We start from the raw sequence: 18,455 nt of genomic DNA, 5'->3' as shown, positions 1-18,455 counted from the left end.
CGTGCCTTAATCATCGCAACAACAAGCTTCCTATCGCCACTCTTTGCCTCATAGCCTTGATGGCATTGGGCTAAAGCCTGGACTCCAACCTCTTATTTCTTCCGCTTCTTCCCCCTCACCGCCTCCGGCGGCGCTTTGAACTTCTGCACGGGGAATTTCTCGCGCAGGCGTTTACCGAGGGCCTGGATCACTTTTTCGTGCTCGGGCTTCGCGGCGACGTTTTGATTGTTCTGCGGGTCCTGGACCATGTTGTAGAGCTCACGCACCGTTTCGGCACCGGGTTTGGTCCATTCGACGTAGCGCCATTTGTCGGTGCGCATGGCGACGCCCAGGTGGCCGGCACCTTTCGGATACCAACTGAACGCGGCGTCATTCACCTTCGCGTTCGGATCGTCGAGCACGGGCTTCAAACTGCGGCCTTGGAAGCCGGTGTGCGTGGGTAGGCCGCACAACTCGGTGAGCGTGGGCGCGAGATCGACGCTCTGCGCGAGGGCGGTGGTGCTTTGTCCGGCGGTTTTCTGGTCAGGCGTGGCGATGATGAGGCAGTTGTTCGTGGCGCCTTCGTAGTTGTTGTGCTTCGCGCCCCACCAGGTGTGCTCGCCCATGTAGTAGCCGTGATCGCTCCAGAAGACGATGATGGTGTTCTTGGCGAGGCCGGTCTCGTCGAGCGTGGCGAGCAGGCGGCCGACCTGCGCATCGACGTAGCTGATGGCGGCGTAGTAGCCGTGCAGGCACTGGCGCTTGAAGGTCTCCGGCAGTTTGTCGCCGGTGACCTGCGGCACGTCGCGATACCAGAAGAAGTCCGCGCCGCTGGTGGCGGCAAAATCGGGCGCGTCCTTCGGCAGATACTCGTTGCTGGCGAGTGTGAACTTCGCGGGGTCGTAGAGATCCCAGTATTTCTTTGGCGAGATCCACGGCACATGCGGATTGGCAAAGCCGACGGCGAGGAAGAAGGGCTGCGCGGGGTTCTTCGCATGCTCTTTGAGCTGCGCGATGGCGTTCGCGGCCGTGTCGCCATCGAGCAGGTCATCGTCACCACAATCGACGGACTCAAAGGCGGGAATCGCAGAGTTGCGGCTGCCTTTGCCCTTCTGCGGCAGCGTGATGCCTTTCGCCTTCGCGTCCTCGATGAATTTCTTCACGCCTTCCTGCGTGGCGGCGCTGGTGCGCGGCATCTTGCTGTGCCAGGCGGGCACGGTCCACGAGGCGTCGTCATCAATGCCCACGTGGTAGATCTTGCCGAGGCTGCGCGTTTGGTAGCCGTTGTTTTTGAAGTGCTGCGGCATCGTGGTGATGTCCGGCATGGTGGTGCGTAGCGTGCGGCCGATCTCGAAGATCTCCGTCGTGGCCGGATAACGCCCGCTGAGCATCGAGATGCGCGAGGGCGAGCACAGCGCCTGCTGCACGTAGCTGTTTTTGAAAACCATCCCACGCTTCGCCAGCGCATCAAGGTTCGGCGATTTCACCGTCGTGTCGCCATAGCAGCCGAGCTGCGGCCGCATGTCATCGCTGGCGATGAAGAGGATGTTGGGCCGCTCCGCGGCCAATGACGAAACCAGAAGGACGAATGAGGAAAAGCAGAGCAGGAGGCGATTCATGGGCGCTGGAACGCGGTGGGGCGGCTCCTATTTCAGCTCCTTGATCCGCACGTTGCGATACCACACACGCAGGGCCTCGTCTTGAAAGGCGATGTGACCGAGATTCGGGCGGTCGGCCATGTTCATGGCTTCGAGGGTGGTGTCGATGACTTGCTCGCCGTTGAAGACGACCTTCACGCTGCGGCCCTGGACGGTGATGGTGTAGCGGTTCCACTCGCCGGCGGGTTTGACCATGTTCTTCGATGGGCCGGTGCCATGGACGATGCCACCGCAGTCGTGATGGCCTGGTTTGGCGAGGCCGTAGGTGTCGAGGATCTGCACCTCGAAGCCAGTTTTCACCGGCTCCTTCATGTCCGCCACGCGCATGAAGACGCCGCTGTTACCCTTCGCGTTGATCTTGAATTCCAGATCGAGCACGAAGTCGCCATACAGCTTTTCGGTGGCGATGTAGGCGTCGAAGCGTTTCCAGCCTGTTTCGCCTTCACGCGGATGCAGCGAGACGCTGCCATCGGGCTCGACGAGCCAGTTTCCGGTCGTTTTCCAGCCGGTGAGGTCCTTGCCATTGAACAGCGGCACAAAGCCCGCGTCGTCAGCTGCGGGGTGCTGAGCGAGAGCGGAGGTGGAGAGAAGCAGGAGGCAAAGGAGAGCGAGGTTTTTCATCGCTAGCATGAACGAGGCAGGACGTGGGAGTCTTCCGTGCTCCGCTTTTCCGCCACGACAAAATCCGCGCGGCCTCAGGCATGATCATGGGCGCTCGAACGCCGCCCTGCTCCGGCTATTTCATCGGCTCACGGGAAAGGCGCTCGCGCCATTGCGCAGGAATTGCTCCTGCTGCAGCTCCGCCTTCGCGCGGGCTTCGTCTTCCTCAAACACGGCTAGGCCGATCACGCCCACGTTGTTCGCGCCGCCTTTGGTCGCCGCCACCGAGTCCGCCACGCGTCCGAATTGGAACACGCGCACCGTGTTCTGGTTCTTCTGATAGCCTTCCACCTCGTAGGTTTCTTTGGGTTCGAGCACATAGCCGCGCTGGCTCGGGCTCGCGGTTTTGCCGCTCATCGTGTTGATGCCATCGACGCTCAGCACCACCTCCAGGCGCTTCTTGGTGCGGTTCTCCAGGCGAATGCCGTAGGACTGGCCTGCTTCGCCGATCACAATGCGACGGCCAGATGCCTCGTAGTGCGGATACGTGCGTCCGTAATGCTGAAGCGAGACTTTGAGTCGATCTCCAGCGGCATTCAGGCTGCCGCTGTGCTGAGTGGTGCTGCCGCCGAGGATGTTCACCATCGCCTTCGCTCCTTTTTCGTCGTTGTAGTGAAATGAATCGACCGCGTCCGGCACGGTGGACTTGCGGATGAGACGGCTGGTGACCAGTTGCGAATACGTTTCGCGTCCTGCTTGGGTGCCCAAGCCTGGACGCTCGGCGAGTGGTGCTGCTGGAGTCGCCGGGGCCATTTTGCTGGCATAGCGATTCGAGAGTCCCCCCTCAGACGACATGACCGGCGGCGGTGGCGGAGCGGGAGGCGAAATGCTGGAAGTGCAGGAGGACAGCCAGACGCTGCATGCGATCAGAACGACGGAGAGAAGAAGGCGAAGTGAGGTGTGAGTGCTCATGGCGAGTGCAGAAATATCTGCATTTCGTGGGTTGGCAAATTCAAATGCAGAAAAATCTGCACATGAGGCTTGCGCACTTTCATGACTCGCGCATTTTCCGTGCATGCCCAAACCCGAACACCTTTCCAAACGCGAGCAGCAGGCGATGGACATCGTCTATCAGCTCGGGAAGGCCACGGCGGAGGAGATTCAGGCCAAGATGCCGGATGATCCGTCTTACTCGGCTGTGCGTGCGCTGCTTGGCGTGCTCGTGGAGAAGAAGTTGCTGAAATTCACCAAGGACTCCCGCCGCTACGTGTATGAGCCGGCCGTCGCGCCCGAGAAGGCTCGCGACTCCGCGCTGCAAAAGCTCCTGCGCACCTTCTTCGATGGCTCGCCGGGAAAATTGGTTGCCACGCTGCTGGATAAAAACGAACGCCAACTGCCTGCGGACGAACTCAAAGCCATCCGCAAGCTTCTGGATGATGCTGGAAAATGACTGCCCTCGCCCTCCAATCCCTTCTCTGGTGTCTGCTCGTATTCGCGGCAGCGCTGCTCGTGCCTTCGCAACAGGCGCGTGCTCGGCGTGCAGTCGCTTTGGCGGGCATTTGGGGCCTGTGGATCGTTCCGTGGCTGCCTGCGATGCCGTTGGGCGAATCGAGCGCGAAAATCGAAAAACTCGCCGAGATCGTCGCCAGCGAAAAAACGGTCTGGATGAGCTTTGCGGCCGCTTTTTGGCTTTTGGGCAGTTTGGTCGTGCTGATCAAAATCGCGCTCGAAGCGCGAAAACTCGCCCAATGGGTCCGCGAAGCCGAATCGGCTCCTCAAATCGCCCGCAAAGGCCTCGAAGTGCGTTTTTCACGCGAAGTGGACGGCCCATGTCTCGCCGGATTTTGGTCTCCATGCGTGCTGCTGCCGCATGCAGCCGCGCATTGGCCCGCTGCAGAGCTTCAAGCCGCACTGAGGCATGAAACGCAGCATGCACGCCAGCATGATGGCCTGCATCGTCTGTGCGCCGCAGTGCTGCGCGCGGTGTTTTGGTGGAATCCCGCGCTGCATGCGCTGTGCGGCATCTACGAGGCTGAATCCGAAGTGTGCTGCGATCTCGCGGCCACGGAAAGCGACGTCAGCCGCCGTGATTACGGCGAGATGCTCCTCGCTCACGCCACCGCGACACCCGCGCGTGGTTTGGTGCTCGCGTTTGCGCGTCGCGCCGGCCTTCGCGAACGAATCTCACGGCTTTTGAGCCCGAGGCGTGACTCACACGGCATGTGTTGTGCCCGCTGGCTCACCGTGCTGGTGCTGCTGTGCGGTGCGGGCATGCTGGTGGCCGTGCTCCGCGTGCCGGAGAGCGACGAAGATGCCGCTTTGGAAATGGAAGCGCGTCTCCGCCTGGAGGCGAACGCGTTTCCGGGGAGTTGATCCAAACGCTACTTCAGCTCCTTGATCCGCACGTTGCGATACCACACACGCAGGGCCTCGTCCTGGAAAGCGATATGGCCGAGGGCAGGGCGATCAGCCATTTTCATGGCCTCCAGCGTGGTGTCGATGACTTGCTCGCCATTGAAGACGACCTTCACGCTGCGGCCTTGGACGGTGATGGTGTAGCGATTCCACTCGCCGGCCGGTTTGACCATGTTTTTGGACGGGCCGGTGCCGTGGACGATGCCGCCGCAGTCGTGGTGGCCGGGTTTGGCGAGGCCGTAGGTGTCGAGGATCTGCACCTCGAAGCCGGTTTTCACCGGTTCCTTCATATCCGCCACGCGCATGAAGACGCCGCTGTTGCCCTTGGCGTTGATCTTGAATTCCAGGTCGAGCACGAAGTCGCCATACAGCTTCTCGGTGGCGATGTAGGCGTCGTAGCGCTGCCAGCCCTTCTCGCCCTCACGCGGATGGAGCGAGAGGCTGCCATCGGGCTCGACGAGCCAGTTTCCAGTCGTTTTCCAGCCAGTGAGGTCCTTGCCGTTGAAGAGCGGAACAAAACCGGTGGCGTCAGCGGCGGGATGGAGGTCTTCGGCGTGAAGGGAAAGGGCGATGGCAAACAGGGCGGCGAGGAGAGAGAACTTCATGGCAGACCTTCAAACGCCCTTCGAAGACGGGATAAATCCCCGATTGACACCCCGGCATGTCTTTGGAACATATCATCGCATCCTGATACGTTGATTTGAACCGTTTCAGACCCTGAACCTGAACCCACCCACGCCCACTATGAGCGACTACAAAGTCAAAGACATCGCCCTCGCCGACTTCGGCCGTAAGGAACTCACCATCGCTGAGAGCGAAATGCCCGGCCTCATGGCCACCCGCGAGAAGTACGGCCCGAAAAAGCCCCTCGCTGGCGTCCGCATCACCGGCTCCCTGCACATGACCATCCAGACCGGCGTGCTCATCGAGACGCTGAAGGAACTCGGCGCTGATGTCCGCTGGGCCTCCTGCAACATTTTCTCCACCCAGGACCACGCCGCCGCAGGCATCGCCGCCACCGGCACGCCCGTCTTTGCCTGGAAGGGCGAAACGCTCGAAGAATACTGGTGGTGCACCTGGCAGGCCATCATGTTCCCCGGCAACAAAGGCCCGCAGCTCATCGTCGATGACGGCGGCGACGTGACCCTCCTCATCCACAAGGGCTACGAAATGGAAAACGGCGACAAGTGGGTCGAGACCCCCTCCGACAACCACGAAGTGAAGGTCATCAAGGACCTCCTCAAGGACATCGCCAAGAAGCAGCCCGGCATCTTCCACGAGATCGTGAAGGACCTGAAGGGCGTCTCCGAAGAGACCACCACCGGCGTGCATCGCCTCTATGAAATGGCCAAGGCCGGCAAGCTGCTCTTCCCCGCCATCAACGTGAACGACAGCGTCACGAAGTCCAAGTTCGACAACCTCTACGGCTGCCGCGAATCCCTCCTCGACGGCATCAAGCGTGCCACCGACGTCATGATCGCCGGCAAAGTCGGCGTCGTCTGCGGCTACGGCGATGTGGGTAAAGGCTGCGCCTTCGCCCTCCGAGGCATGGGTGCCCAGGTCGTCGTCACCGAAATCGACCCCGTGTGCGCCCTCCAGGCCGCCATGGAAGGCTTCCGCGTCATGCCCATCGAGGACACCCTCGGCTGGGGCGACATCTACGTCACCACCACTGGCAACAAGGACATCATCCGCCTTGAGCACATGGAGAAGATGAAGGACCAGGCCATCGTCTGCAATATCGGCCACTTCGACAACGAGATCCAGGTGGACAAGCTCAACGCCCGCACGGACGTGAAGCGCCTCAACATCAAGCCGCAGGTGGACAAGTACACCTTCCCGGCCGGCAACAGCATCTTCATGCTCGCCGAAGGCCGCCTTGTGAACCTCGGCTGCGCCACCGGCCACCCGAGTTTCGTGATGAGCAACAGCTTCACCAACCAGTGCCTCGCGCAGATGGAACTCTGGGCCACCAAAGACACCCGCGAAGTCGGCGTGACCGTCCTGCCGAAGAAGCTCGACGAAGAAGTCGCCCGTCTGCACCTCGCGAAGATCGGCGTGAAGCTCACTGTCCTCACCAAAGACCAAGCCGACTACATCGGCGTCCCCGTCGAAGGCCCCTACAAGACGGATCACTACCGTTATTAATCGTGAAGCGGGCACTCCTGCCCGCACCGGGCAGACAAGAGTGTCTGCCTCACTTCCAAATCACCACCCCCCAAAACCCCAAAGCGCGTCCGGCCGAAAGACCGGGCGCGTTTTGGTTATCAACCGGCAGACCATGCTACAAACGACTGAGTCGAAACCCAGCGTGGTGACCACGAACGTCCAAGACCACGACGACGAGCAGAGCTACCAATGAATCCGTGTTAACCTTGGCCATGCAGCTTTAGCCGCTGGACACGCGCTTAAGCACTTCAGCAATCCTGTGATGCCATTTTTCGGCAATTGCCCCAGACGAGTCGATGTCCTCAGACTTGAGTGCTTGGTGTTCGGCGGATGCTTGTAGCGTCTTCAACCAATCGGCGTCAGGAAACTTGAGAGATGAGAGCCAGCCGAGAGAAGCGGCCGCTTTCGCGGATCTCGCAGTCCCACCCGCCGGACCTTCAGCAGAATGTCTTTCGGGCATTGTCATCGCCAAAAGGTCCGTGGCATCAAGCGGACAGTGATTCTCCAAGCGCCGCCTGGCTTGGTGCTCAAACTCTGGATCCGTCATCGATAACACGACAGCGAGCTGAGGCGTTACCCAGCTACCCCGGTCCAAACGGTGCCACAGTCGCTTCGTGATTTCTGGCGTGTGGCCCATAAACAGCGAGGCGACGCACGCCACGAGGGTGGGGCGCCAGTTCGACTCTTCCAGCAAAAGGCTGGCGTCTGACAAGGAGGAAGGCTTCATGCAGCAAGCCTTGATCGCATTGACGGACGCGACGGAATCCTCGGTAGCCAGGTTCAATAAGACGAGATAACCGTGAGGAGAATCAAGGATCGGCGAAAACACTCCAAAGTCGTTCGGCATGATGGTCGTCGTGGATGATCGCTGATTTCATTCCCGCAGCAAACCAGATGCGGAGTGAATGTCACTTCGTCAGCAAGTCGGCGTCATCACCTCGACCGGAAGATCTCGCTCATCAAACACTCGATCATGATGGTGTTGAGGCCGAGGCCTTGTTTCTTCACTTTGTCGTGGAGTTGATCGAGCGGGAGGTCGTCGGCGAGTTCCATGGTGCGGCCGGTGGTGTAGGTGAGGAGCTGGCGGACGAGGTGGCGGCTGAAGAGGTCGGCGCGGGTGTCGCGGATGACGCGTTTGAAGCCGGTGAAGTCGGCATACGTTTCGCCGGAGGGGAATTCGCCGGTGGTGTCGATGTCGGCGGGTTTGGCCCTCTTGTTGGCGGCGGGATATTTTTTGCGCCAGCGGCCGACGGGATCATACGCTTCGAGGCTGAAGCCAAGCGGGTCGATCTTGCGATGGCACTCGGCGCAGGCGGCATCGGCGCGGTGTTTGGCGAGTCGGTCGCGGATGGTGGTGGCGCCGCTGACATCAGGATCAATCGCGGGCACGACATCCGGCGGCGGTGGCGGCGGGACACCGAGGAAATTCTCCGTGACCCACACGCCGCGTGTGACGGGTGAGGTCTCGACGCCGTTCGCACTCACGGTGAGCACCGCGGCCATGCCAAGCAGGCCACCGCGATGGTTATTGCCCTTGAGGCTGACTTTTTGGAAGCCGTCGGCGAGGCGCAGTTTGTCCTTCTCCGGCAATTCGTAGAGTTTCGCGAGTTTCTTGTCCACGAAGGTGTGCTCGCAGTCGATGAACTGCGCCACGGAGCCGTTGTTTTTGAGCAGATCGCGGAAAAACAGCCGCGCCTCGTTCTTCATCGAGCTGGGTAAGTCTTCGGCGTAGTAGGCGCGGAAATTTTCACGCGGTGGCGGCTGCGAGCCGAGATCGCGGAGATTGAGCCAGCTATCGATGAAGCCGTTCACGAAGCCTTCGATGCGTTCATCGGCTAGCATGCGCTGGATCTGCTTTTTGAGCTCGGCGTCGTCGGTGAGCTTGCCGGACTTCGCAGCGGCCAAAAGCTGGTCATCGGGCGGTGCAGACCAAAGCGCATACGAGAGGCGCGTGGCGAGGTCGTAGGGCTTGAGACGCTTTTCCGACTCGTCGGTGATCTCGCTGAGGTAAAGGAAGCTCGGCGAGCAAAGGATCAATTTGAGCGCATCGAGCGCGGCCTGACGTGGCGCGGCTTTTTCGGCGATTCGCTTCTCGTAAAGCACACGAATCGGCTTTTTGTCCTCGTCGGTGATCGGACGGCGATACGCTTTCTCGGCGAAGGCATTCAATTGATCGAGCGCTTTGGCTTCTTGGAAGCCTTCTTTGCCAAAAACGGCTACTTCCTCGGCTCCAGGCGCTTCAGGCACAGGACCATGAATGGCGATCTCGCTGATGCGGATGTGCGGCAGCTTGCCTTCCTTCAAAATGTGCGCACGACCGACTCCGGATGAGCCGACATCGCCTTTGAACTCGTCTTTGTACTTTTTGTTGATCGTGACGACGGCGGCGCGGGATTCATACGGGCCGTTGGGGAAGATGAAGCGTGGTGTTTGGCCTGCTTCGAGCCACACGCGGAATTTCAGCCGCTTCGGCTCATTGTCCGGCACCACGGCGGTGGCGAGCACGGGCTCGATGGGCTGCGGATAATGAATGTGGCCCGCGGTGACGTCGCCCGGCACGACGCCGAGGATGAAGGGCTCCGAGAAGTCGATGCCGAAGATGGCGGGATCGTAATGCGTGTCGCGATGCATCGCCGTGGCCTCGACTTCGAGGTCGTAGAGGCCGGAGACGGGCACGCCTTTGAGGAAATCCTCGATGTGGCCGTAGCCGCCCTGGCGTGTGTCGCTGTTCGGCTGCTCGTAGATGTTCAGGTAGCGGTAGTTGAAGGCGCTTTTGTGCGAGCCTTGCAGCTCTTCGTATTGCACAAAGTGGCCGTTGAACTTCCAATCCTTCGGCGGCGTGGCCGGCTTGCCAAGCCGCGTCTCGACGAGGCGGTTCGCAGATTGAAAATACTGATCGACGAGGAAGCCGGAGGTCACGAGCGACTTGCCGATCGTGTCCATGTGCTCGGTGGTTTTCTCCTTCGGAAAACCGGCCGTGAGCCCCAGCGTGTCCACGCGACGACCAAACAGCACCGCGAGCGTGTTTTCATACTCACGGCTCGAAAGTCGGCGCATCACCGTGCGGCTGCCGGTGCTCTGGAGTTTGCCATACGCCACCACGGTGCCGTCACGCAGCGCCCGGATCATCGCGAGGCGCTCCTCATCGCTCGGTTGGTCCGCCTTCTTCGGCGGCATCTCTTTCAGCGTGAGCTGGTCGATGATGTCCCGCGCCTCGATGAGGTCAGCGGTGCCTTTCAGCGGCAGCTCGAACTTCTCAAACGAGCGATCCCCCTTCTGCACATCCGCGTCATGGCATTCGAGGCAGTATTTGCTGAGGAATTGCTGCACGACTTTCGGTGGTGCATCGGCCGCATGCGTGAACGTGGCCGCAAAAGCGAAGCAAAGTAGCCCTCTCGCTCCGCGAGAGGAGCGTGGGGCGTTGAGAAGGGATTTCGTCATCGAAGAGGAGGTTTGAGAGGCTTTCTGAATTAATTTTTGACGCCAGGTATTAAAGAGTTACGATAGTCACAAGTTGGGGTGGAAATATCCGCCCGGCGCTAGGCTCTTGGAAATATCCGAGGGCCTTTCGCATTTCAGGGGATGGTGATCAAGCCACAGCCCTCTGGCTCATTGTTTCCAACACGATCCAATTTGGCATGGATGATGTCATAAGCCCGGTTGGGTTGCAGGGGGCGGATGTGTTTAATCCCGATGGGCCTGGCTACCAGATCGGTCAGTTGCAGCCCGGCCGAATTGGAAGTTTTTGGGATCATGACCAGCTCAAAGGGCAACGGGCGCTCATAACTTTTCCCAACATCGCAAAACCGTCGGAAAGCGAGTTCAAGCTCTTTGTCCTCCTTCCGTCCACGACACTCCACCACCACGGGTGTTTTCAGGTCAGTGTTGTCGTGCCGTTGCAGAAAGGAGAAGACCGCATTGATACCGATCTCCATGGCGTAGTCATAGACACCCTCGGCAGAGGTGCTGGCGGAGAGGAAGGCATTCTTATCAATCACCACAGCCACGACGGTCGCGGGAAGCTCTTCCATGATGACAGTGAGTTCTCCCATGAACTTTTCCCGCAGCGGCTTGATCTGGAGGAAGGAGAAAGCGTCGTGTGGCTTCCTGATCTCATGTTCATGCAGCACCACCTCATCATGGCCCCAGTAGCGCATTTTGAATTCTTGAAGGGCCGGGCAGACCTGCCGCACATAGTCCGCCTTTTTGATGATGACGAAAGCCAGCACGAACACTGGATGCTGCGGATTGATGCTCGTGAGACTGTGATCACCGCTCTCATCCACAAAGACAAGATAGTCACCGAAAGGAATGGCGGGCGGGCTGTTCATGAAGTTTCGCAAGCAGCGACCTGGGTCATGGTGTCGGCGTGACCGAGCAATCGAAGCCGCTCGACATCACGCGAAACGTCCCGTGCTGCTGCCAAACGAATCGGTTTCGACGCCCATCTTCTGGGCGATATCGACGAAGAGATTGCACAGGGGCACCTTGTTGATGCCTTCGCGGGGGACTTCGCGGAATTCGCCGTGCTTGTAGCCGCCGCCGGCGAGGAGGATGGGCAGGTCGGTGTTCTTGTGCGAGTTGCCATCGCCCATGCCGCTGCCGAAAAGCACGGTGGTCGAGTCGAGCAAGGTGCGCTCGCCGTCGTTCATCTTCGCGAGGCGGGTCACGAACTTGCCGAAATGCTCGATCTGATACTTCTCCAGCGTGATGAGGTCGGCGATGGCCTCGGGGTCGTTGCCGTGATGCGAGAGGCCGTGCCAGTCTTTTTTGATGCCGAGATGCTGCGGAGAGAAATCGCCGCCGATCTCGAAGGTGGCGATGCGCGTGCTGTCCGTCTGCAAAGCGAGCGCGATGAGATCATACATCAGCGGGATGTCTTCCACGGCGTTGCGGTTCGCGGGCTTGTCGAAGGGCGCTTTCGGCTTCGGCTGGTTCGTCCAGCGCTGGCGCAGTTCGAGGCGCTTTTCCACATCGCGCACGGAGGTCAGGTATTCGTCGAGCTTGGCCTTGTCCTCCTGGTTCACCTTCTTGGAAAGGCGGTTCGCCTCGTCCAAAACGGAGTCGAGGATGGACGCTTGCACCTTGTTCTCCTGTGCGCGACGTGCCTGACGCTCCGGCGAGTCGCTGATGAAGAGTTTTTCGAACAACTCGGCCGGATTCGTCACTGGCGGCACACGCACGCCCGACTTCGTCCACGCGATCTGGCAGCCGCCATGGATGCCTCCCTCCGAACCAACCGTGAGCGATGGAAACCGCGTCTCAAAGCCCACCTCGTCCGCGAGGAACTGGTCGATGGTCACATTGCCATCCGGGCGATTTTGCGCCTCCGAGTGCAGCACGCCAGAAAGGAACGAATGCACCGCGAAATGCCCGCCCTTCACACCGTGATCGAGGCCGCGGAAGACGGTCATCTTGTCGCGAATATCCCACAGCGGCTCCAGCAGCGTCGTCTTCTCGTAATTTCGGCCCTGTGTCGTCGGAAACAGGCTCTTCGTCTGGTAGCCGAGCAGATTTCCGATCGCCACAAAGCGCCGAGCGCCCATGCCCGCGCCTTTTGCGGCCTTCACCGCATCTTTGGCGATGAGAGAAGACATGCTCGGCAACGCCAGCGTGGTGCCAATCGAACTGAGAAGGAAATGACGACGATTCATGAGGGGTTTGGGGGTGGCAGTTGAACGAGCGAAAAGCGCGATTTGTTGCAGCAGATGACGGGCCAGAAGCCGACAACTCCCTCGCAAGTCGGCGAGGGCGCGACCGTTCTCGAGAGCGCACTTTTTCCCACGATGAGCCCCATCTCCCGCCGCCAGGCCGTGAAACTCGGCATCGGATCGCTCGCCGCGATGCAGACCTCCATCCACGCCGAGGAACCTGCGGCGATCAAACCGCGCCCGTTTCTCACCGCCGCGGACGACTTTGAAGATGTCTCCCGCGGCACGCCAAAGCCGCATTCGCTCACTGGCGAGGCTTTGCTGAGGGCGAAGCTCACGCCGGAGACGTGGCGGCTCGAAATCAGTGCGGATGAATTCACCGATGCACTCGTCACGCAGAAGGCGCAGATCGCAAAAGCCGTCACGCTCGACTACGCGCAGCTCCTCGAGCTGGGCAAAAAGCATCGAGTCCTGTTTTTGAAGGCCATGCAGTGCCTGAACATCGCCACACCGCTCGGCCAGGGCCTGTGGGAGGGCGTGCCGCTGCGTGATGTGCTGCGGCTCTGCGGCGTGATGTCGAACGTGCGCCGCATTTATTTCTGGGGCTTTCACAACGACGACCCGAAGCAGCGCTTCCAGTCCTCGCTCAGCTACACGCAGGTCATGGAGACCGCGCCGGGCGATCTGCCCGTGTTTCTCGCCTACAAGCTCAACGGCCAGCCCATCAACCTCGAGCGCGGCGGCCCCGTGCGCATGGTCGTGCCATGGGCGCACGGCTTCAAATCCATCAAATGGCTCCAGCACATACGCCTCACGAACGATCATCGGGCCAACGACACCTACGCGGAGAAAAACAACGACCCCGAGTCGCACCTCAAAACCGCCGCGTATCTCGATGACGTCGTCGTGAGCGGAAAAACGGCCCATGTCGGAGGTTGGGCCATCAGCGGCCTTTCCGGCCTCTCGCATGTCGAGACGTGGCTGCGGCCTGCGGGATCCGTTTTGGCCGAAAACTCGCCCGAATGGCAACAAGCCGAGTGGAAGCCCGCGCCGCTCGATGCCCCGCCCGATTGGAAAAACGTGCTCCCCGCTGGTGTGAAGCCGCAGGACATCCTTGGCTTCGACAAAACGACCGGAAAACCCCTCTCATGGCCCTTGCGCCACAGCATGGTTGGATTCAGCACCGCCCTGCGCGATCTGAAGCCCGGCAAATACGAAGTCCGCGCCCGAACCATCGACCTGAACGGCTTCGCCCAGCCCGAGCCGCGCAGCATTCAGAAGAGCGGCAAAAACGGCATCCAGGTCCGCACGTTCACCATCACATGAAATTCCTCGCTCTCGTCCTTTCGTCATTCCTCATTCTGCCTTCGTCATTTTCGGCTCCGCCGAACGTCATCTACCTCATGGCCGACGAGCTCGGCTACCACGAGCCGGCGTTCATGGGAGGAAAAAACATCCGCACGCCGAATATCGACCGCATGGCGGCGGAGGGCATCGTCTTCAAAAACATGTTCGCAGGATCGTCCGTGTGCGCCCCGACGCGTTGTTGCTTCCTCACCGGCAAGCACAGCGGCCACACCAGTGTGCGGGCGAATGGCGGTGGCACGCCGTTGCGGGCGGACGAGGCCACCATCGCGTCCATCTTGAAGCCGCTAGGCTATGCCACGGGCGGTTTTGGCAAATGGGGCAACGGCGGACGCGACTCCACCGGCGTGCCGGAGAAGCACGGCTTCGACACCTTCCTCGGCTACTACGACCAGGTCCACGCACACACCTACTACCCGCCGTATCTCATTCAAAACAGCGAGGAAGTGCCGCTCAAAGGCAACAACGGCGGCAGCCAGGGCGAGACCTATTCGCACTACGTCATCCATGACGCCGCGATGAAGTTCATCCGCGATCATGCGCGGCAGCCCTTCTTCGCCTACCTGCCCTACACGCCGCCGCACGGGAACTTCGACATCCCGGACAGCGATCCCGCGTGGGCTCTCTACAAAGACCAGCCGTGGCCGGAGGACGCACGACGCTACGCCGCCATGGTCACCATGATCGACCGCCAGGTCGGTGAAATGCTCGCGCTGCTCCAAGGGCTCGGCATCGACGGCAACACGCTCGTCTTCTTCAGCGGCGACAACGGAGCGAACGACTACTTCAAATCGCAAGACCATCCGCGTGGCGTTCACAGCGGAAACAAACACCCGGACACCGGCATCGAGTATCGCGGCAACAAAGGCACGCTCTACGAAGGCGGCGTGCGCATCCCCTTCATCGCCCGCTGGCCCGGCAAGATCGCCCCCGGCAGCGTCAGTGAGCATCTCGGCTACTTCCCGGACGTGATGCCAACCGTCGCTGAAGCCACCGGAGCCACCGCGCCGGTGGACATCGACGGCATTTCCATCCTGCCCACGCTGCTCGGCAAAAACGCGGAGCAAAAGCAGCACGCGTATCTCTATTGGGAGATCAATGGCTGGACCGCCATCCGCCAGGGCACCTGGCGTGCCGTTCGCACAAAGCAAAACGCCAAGTGGGAACTCTACGACCTCGCCGCGGATCCCGCCGAGTCCAAAGACCTCGCCGCCGCGAAGCCCGACGTGCTCGCCAAACTCATCGCACTCGCCGAAAAAGCCCACGAACCCATCCGCGAAGGCACCTTCACCCGCACTGACCGCCACGAGCGAGATCGCCGCGCGAAGTTTGGCAAGCAAGACGACACCACGCTCGAAGCCTCACCCGGCGGCGTGAAGAAAAAAGGCGCCAAGAAAGCCGGGGCGATGCCCGTCGATGGCCTGCTGCCGAACAAGGATTGGAAAATCGTCCGCGCCAGCAGCGAGAACACCGGCAATGGCAAATACGCCGCCAACGCCATCGACGGCGATCCCGACACGCTCTGGCACTCGAAGTTCAGCGGCGGCACCGCGCCACCCCCGCACGAGCTTGTAATTGATCTCGGCTCACCGCATCGCATTCGCGGATTCGTCTATCTCGGACGCCAGGACGGCGGCTGGAACGGCGCGGCGAAGGATGTGGAATTCGCCATCAGCAACAGCGCCGACGCCTTCGGTTCCCCCGCCGTCAAATCGACGCTCAAAAAGATCAAAACACCGCAAACCCTCGACTGCGCCCCCACCACCGGCCGCTACGTCCTCCTCCGCATCCTCTCCGAGCACCGCCCCGAAGGCGAACTCGCCAGCGCGGCGGAGATTGGTGTGCTCGGCGAATAGAAGAACCTCCATGAAAAGCCTCCTCGCACTTCTCTGTCTCACCACTTCGGCATTCGCCGGACAGGCCGTTGTTTACGTCTCCGAAAGCATTGAAAAACGCATCGCAGTGTGGTCGCTCGATGAATCGACGGGGGAACTGACCCGCCAGGGCGAAATCGCTCTCCCGGGAGCACCGGGCAGCCTCACGCTGAGCCCAGATCAACGGCATTTGTATGCCTCGGTGCGATCAGCGAAGCAATTTGCCACGCTCGATATCGATGCGAAGACCGGAGCGCTGTCGAACGCGACCTTCGCGGATGCCGGTTTCAATGCGGCCTACGTTTTCGCTGATAAAACGGGCCGCTGGTTGCTCGCCGCGTCATACAGCGAAGGTGTCGTCGGATTGTCCGCGATCCAAAACGGCCGCGTGACCGGTCTGCCGGTCGTGACGCTCGAAACCGGCAAGAAGGCGCATTGCATCCAGACCGATCCGGCGAACCGCTTCGCCTTCGTTCCGCATGTGGGCGAGCTGAACAAGGTGGAGCAGCTCCGCTTTGATGCGCAGGCCGGCACGCTCACGCGCAACACGCCACCGCATCTGCCCGGCGGCGCGGGCGAGGGCCCGCGGCACATGCAGTTTCATCCAAACGGCAAGTGGGCCTACTTCGTCAACGAGCAGGGCAAGAGCGTGACGTTGTGCGATTACGATGCGGGGAAGGGAACGCTGCAAGCCCGTCAGAGCGTGCCTACTGTGCCGGAGGACTGGCGTGACAAAGGCTCCTGCGCCGATATCCACGTCAGTGCCGATGGGCGCTTCGTCTATGCCTCAAACCGCGGCCACGACAGCCTCGCCGTTTTCTCCGTGAACGCGGAAAACGGCACGCTCACCGCCCACGGCCAGACATCGACGGAGAAGACACCACGCTCCTTCTGCCTCGTTCCCGGCGATGGCTTCGTCGTGTCCGCCGGTGAAGGATCGCACAGGCTCATCGTCTTCCGGCGTGATGCTGAAACAGGGGCGCTGACGCCGCTCAAAACCTACGACTGCGGCAAGGGACCCGCGTGGGTGATGAGTGTGAAACTCAACTGACCTGCCCTTTCAGCGGGGCACGGGGGTCCTTGGCTTTCGGGTTCATCGCGGTGATGCTGTTGAGGAAGGTGATCGTGACGTTGTCGCCCTCGAATTTGCAGGTCAGTGTGTCGCTGTGCGGTGTCTCGTAGTGACGCCAGGTGAGCAGCAGGGTTTGATCGTCCTTCCAGGTGGCGTGGGCGGCGATCTTCGAGGTGAAGGGCTCCTTGGGCTTGCCTCCAGAGATCAGACGCGGAGGTGTGCCGGGAAAGGCCGTTTGAGTGCGGTTCCAGCCGGACAGGGCGCAAACGATGCGACGGTCTTCAGCGATGAACGTGCAGGTGTCACCCGCGAATTCGAAACCGGCCTCGGCGAGGCCCAGATCGTTCGCAGCCAGCTTGTAGCGGCGGTTTTTTGCCAGCGGGGAGGTCTTGGATCCGGCAGGCAGAGGCAACTTCAGGCCTTTCAGGCGTTGCTGGAGCTCCAGGATCGCATCACCGGGGTTGGCTGGGGTGAAGTCGGTGCCACCGAACTTGGGTGCCGGCGGCGTCTCGCCAAAGGCAGGCAGCAGGTGCTTCCACACGAGGTCGAGCTGGCCCTGCATGTTTTTGTTCTCGCTCGTCATCACGATCACCGCGTCCTGATCCGGCAAAACAATGGTGAACTGGCCGAAGGCGCCATCGCCACGGAAGGCAGTGCCCTGGCAGCGCCAGAACTGGTAGCCGTAGCCTTGCAGCCAGTCGTTGTTCGCCTTGGGACGATCTGGTTTGTCGCCACCCGGCTGCTGGATGTGGAAGCGCGTCGCCTCCTCGATCCACTTCGCGGGCAGCAGTTGCTTGCCGTTCCACTTTCCTTTTTGCAGCAGGAGCTGGCCGAACTTCGCGAGCCCTTCCGTCTGGATGCTCAGGCCCCAGCCGCCGGTGTTGATGCCACGCGGGCAGGTTTCCCACTTCATGCCAGAAATGGCGAGCGGCTCAAACAAACGCGGCGTGAGATACTCCAGCACCGTCTTTCCAGTGACCTTCTGCACGATGGCGGAGCACATGTAGGTGGCCACGCTGTTGTACATGAATTGTGTGCCGGGCTTGTGCGTGATGTTTTGCGCCAGAAAGGTGCGCACCCAGTTCTCCTCCTTCACGCAGGTCTGCGTCGGCTCCTTCTCATTGCCGGTGGACATCGTGAGCAGGTCCTGCACACGCATCGCGGCGAGGTTGTCGCTCACGGTTGCAGGAAGGTCGTCCGGGAAAAACGAGATGACCTTGTCCTCGACGCTCATCTTCCCTTCGGCGACGGCGAATCCGACCGCGGTCGAGGTGAAGCTCTTGCTCATCGAGTACATCGTGTGCACGAACTCCGGCCCGTACGGCTCCCACCAGCCCTCGGCGATGACTTTGCCATGCCGCAGCATCATGAGGCTGTGAAGTTCGAACTTCTGCTGCTCCACCGCGTCGAGGAAATCGAGGATGCCTTCCGGTGAAACACCCTGCGCCATGGGTGTGCTCCGTGGGAGACTGGTACTCGCGGCAGTTCCGGCGAATGCCTGCGGAATCCACAGGCTGAAGGGGGCGAAGCTGGCGTGTTTGAGGAAGGAGCGGCGGCTGGACATGATCGTTGGAGCTTACAGGAACGCCGCCTTCGCAGGCAAGCTTCGTCGGAGTTTTGGAAAAGACCTTGCTTCATGCCATGGCTTGCCATCGTGCGCGCTTCTCTCCCC

15 protein-coding genes are annotated in these 18,455 nt (G+C 60.8%); 6 read left to right on the top strand and 9 right to left on the bottom strand.

Annotation, left to right across the window (positions count from 1 at the left end; translation table 11 throughout):
• Nucleotides 1-92: 92 nt before the first annotated feature.
• The 3 genes from IAE77_RS30765 to IAE77_RS30755 all read right to left on the bottom strand — a co-directional run bounded on the left by IAE77_RS30765 (nt 93) and on the right by IAE77_RS30755 (nt 3,209).
• The gene (locus IAE77_RS30765; protein ID WP_294235512.1) at nt 93-1,598 is read right to left on the bottom strand and encodes a sulfatase; all 1,506 of its coding nucleotides are present in this window, start codon (nt 1,596-1,598) and stop codon (nt 93-95) included.
• Nucleotides 1,599-1,625: 27 nt separating this feature from the next.
• Nucleotides 1,626-2,258, bottom strand: coding sequence for a DUF1080 domain-containing protein (locus IAE77_RS30760; RefSeq protein WP_294235510.1), 633 nt, complete (start codon nt 2,256-2,258; stop codon nt 1,626-1,628).
• 120 nt (nt 2,259-2,378) lie between these two features.
• Complete coding sequence (locus IAE77_RS30755) at nt 2,379-3,209, bottom strand: hypothetical protein (RefSeq protein WP_294235508.1); 831 nt, start codon at nt 3,207-3,209, stop codon at nt 2,379-2,381.
• Between the two features lie 103 nt (nt 3,210-3,312).
• Here IAE77_RS30755 and IAE77_RS30750 point away from each other — a divergent pair, with 103 nt between their 5' ends.
• Together IAE77_RS30750 and IAE77_RS30745 are read left to right on the top strand one after the other, a co-directional pair.
• Nucleotides 3,313-3,687, top strand: a complete 375-nt coding sequence (locus IAE77_RS30750; protein WP_294235506.1) for a BlaI/MecI/CopY family transcriptional regulator — start codon at nt 3,313-3,315, stop codon at nt 3,685-3,687.
• Nucleotides 3,684-4,610, top strand: coding sequence for a M56 family metallopeptidase (locus IAE77_RS30745; RefSeq protein ID WP_294235504.1), 927 nt, complete (start codon nt 3,684-3,686; stop codon nt 4,608-4,610). Before IAE77_RS30750 ends, IAE77_RS30745 begins: the two co-directional genes overlap by 4 nt.
• A gap of 8 nt (nt 4,611-4,618) precedes the next feature.
• Here the strand turns inward: IAE77_RS30745 and IAE77_RS30740 are convergent, their stop codons facing one another.
• Nucleotides 4,619-5,257 (bottom strand): DUF1080 domain-containing protein, encoded by a 639-nt coding sequence (locus IAE77_RS30740; protein ID WP_294235502.1) that lies wholly within the window; start codon nt 5,255-5,257, stop codon nt 4,619-4,621.
• 139 nt (nt 5,258-5,396) lie between these two features.
• Between IAE77_RS30740 and ahcY the strand changes: the two genes are divergently transcribed.
• Nucleotides 5,397-6,800 (top strand): adenosylhomocysteinase, encoded by a 1,404-nt coding sequence (gene ahcY, locus IAE77_RS30735; RefSeq protein WP_294235500.1) that lies wholly within the window; start codon nt 5,397-5,399, stop codon nt 6,798-6,800.
• Between the two features lie 241 nt (nt 6,801-7,041).
• On the opposite strand, the gene IAE77_RS30730 is transcribed toward ahcY, so the two are convergent.
• The 4 genes from IAE77_RS30730 to IAE77_RS30715 form a co-directional block, all read right to left on the bottom strand.
• Nucleotides 7,042-7,668: a hypothetical protein gene (locus IAE77_RS30730; RefSeq protein WP_294235498.1), complete on the bottom strand. Its 627-nt coding sequence runs from the start codon at nt 7,666-7,668 to the stop codon at nt 7,042-7,044.
• A gap of 86 nt (nt 7,669-7,754) precedes the next feature.
• The gene (locus IAE77_RS30725) at nt 7,755-10,151 is read right to left on the bottom strand and encodes a DUF1592 domain-containing protein (protein ID WP_294235496.1); all 2,397 of its coding nucleotides are present in this window, start codon (nt 10,149-10,151) and stop codon (nt 7,755-7,757) included.
• A 245-nt stretch (nt 10,152-10,396) separates the two neighbouring features.
• A complete protein-coding gene (locus IAE77_RS30720; protein ID WP_294235494.1) occupies nt 10,397-11,152 on the bottom strand; it encodes a DUF3800 domain-containing protein in 756 nt (251 codons plus the stop codon).
• Between the two features lie 66 nt (nt 11,153-11,218).
• Complete coding sequence (locus IAE77_RS30715; RefSeq protein ID WP_294235492.1) at nt 11,219-12,475, bottom strand: DUF1552 domain-containing protein; 1,257 nt, start codon at nt 12,473-12,475, stop codon at nt 11,219-11,221.
• 132 nt (nt 12,476-12,607) lie between these two features.
• Between IAE77_RS30715 and IAE77_RS30710 the strand changes: the two genes are divergently transcribed.
• The 3 genes from IAE77_RS30710 to IAE77_RS30700 are packed head-to-tail and all read left to right on the top strand — an operon-like array spanning nt 12,608 to nt 16,762.
• A complete protein-coding gene (locus tag IAE77_RS30710; RefSeq protein ID WP_294235490.1) occupies nt 12,608-13,798 on the top strand; it encodes a molybdopterin-dependent oxidoreductase in 1,191 nt (396 codons plus the stop codon).
• Nucleotides 13,795-15,693 (top strand): sulfatase-like hydrolase/transferase, encoded by a 1,899-nt coding sequence (locus IAE77_RS30705; RefSeq protein ID WP_294235488.1) that lies wholly within the window; start codon nt 13,795-13,797, stop codon nt 15,691-15,693. The genes IAE77_RS30710 and IAE77_RS30705 overlap by 4 nt, the downstream gene beginning before the upstream one ends.
• Nucleotides 15,694-15,703: 10 nt before the next feature.
• Nucleotides 15,704-16,762 carry a lactonase family protein gene (locus tag IAE77_RS30700; protein WP_294235486.1) on the top strand — a complete coding sequence of 353 codons (1,059 nt, stop codon included), beginning with the start codon at nt 15,704-15,706 and terminating at the stop codon, nt 16,760-16,762.
• Here IAE77_RS30700 and IAE77_RS30695 read toward each other — a convergent pair.
• A complete protein-coding gene (locus IAE77_RS30695; RefSeq protein WP_294235484.1) occupies nt 16,755-18,347 on the bottom strand; it encodes a serine hydrolase in 1,593 nt (530 codons plus the stop codon). The genes IAE77_RS30700 and IAE77_RS30695 overlap by 8 nt on opposite strands.
• Between the last annotated feature and the right edge of the window lie 108 nt (nt 18,348-18,455).

The sequence above is a fragment of the Prosthecobacter sp. genome, assembly GCF_014879935.1.
Classification (GTDB): Bacteria; Verrucomicrobiota; Verrucomicrobiia; order Verrucomicrobiales; family Verrucomicrobiaceae; genus Prosthecobacter.
The sequence above is the reverse complement of the archived record's forward strand: the minus strand, read 5'-3'. Positions and strand labels throughout refer to the sequence as shown.

Coding starts and splice junctions, on each gene's coding strand:
- IAE77_RS30700 (WP_294235486.1), top strand. CDS start 15,704: ATGAAAAGCCTCCTCGCACTTCTCTGTCTCACCACTTCGGCATTCGCC.
- IAE77_RS30710 (WP_294235490.1), top strand. CDS start 12,608: ATGAGCCCCATCTCCCGCCGCCAGGCCGTGAAACTCGGCATCGGATCG.
- IAE77_RS30705 (WP_294235488.1), top strand. CDS start 13,795: ATGAAATTCCTCGCTCTCGTCCTTTCGTCATTCCTCATTCTGCCTTCG.
- IAE77_RS30745 (WP_294235504.1), top strand. CDS start 3,684: ATGACTGCCCTCGCCCTCCAATCCCTTCTCTGGTGTCTGCTCGTATTC.
- IAE77_RS30695 (WP_294235484.1), bottom strand. CDS start 18,347: ATGTCCAGCCGCCGCTCCTTCCTCAAACACGCCAGCTTCGCCCCCTTC.
- IAE77_RS30715 (WP_294235492.1), bottom strand. CDS start 12,475: ATGAATCGTCGTCATTTCCTTCTCAGTTCGATTGGCACCACGCTGGCG.
- IAE77_RS30740 (WP_294235502.1), bottom strand. CDS start 5,257: ATGAAGTTCTCTCTCCTCGCCGCCCTGTTTGCCATCGCCCTTTCCCTT.
- IAE77_RS30765 (WP_294235512.1), bottom strand. CDS start 1,598: ATGAATCGCCTCCTGCTCTGCTTTTCCTCATTCGTCCTTCTGGTTTCG.
- ahcY (WP_294235500.1), top strand. CDS start 5,397: ATGAGCGACTACAAAGTCAAAGACATCGCCCTCGCCGACTTCGGCCGT.
- IAE77_RS30760 (WP_294235510.1), bottom strand. CDS start 2,258: ATGAAAAACCTCGCTCTCCTTTGCCTCCTGCTTCTCTCCACCTCCGCT.
- IAE77_RS30720 (WP_294235494.1), bottom strand. CDS start 11,152: ATGAACAGCCCGCCCGCCATTCCTTTCGGTGACTATCTTGTCTTTGTG.
- IAE77_RS30730 (WP_294235498.1), bottom strand. CDS start 7,668: ATGCCGAACGACTTTGGAGTGTTTTCGCCGATCCTTGATTCTCCTCAC.
- IAE77_RS30750 (WP_294235506.1), top strand. CDS start 3,313: ATGCCCAAACCCGAACACCTTTCCAAACGCGAGCAGCAGGCGATGGAC.
- IAE77_RS30755 (WP_294235508.1), bottom strand. CDS start 3,209: ATGAGCACTCACACCTCACTTCGCCTTCTTCTCTCCGTCGTTCTGATC.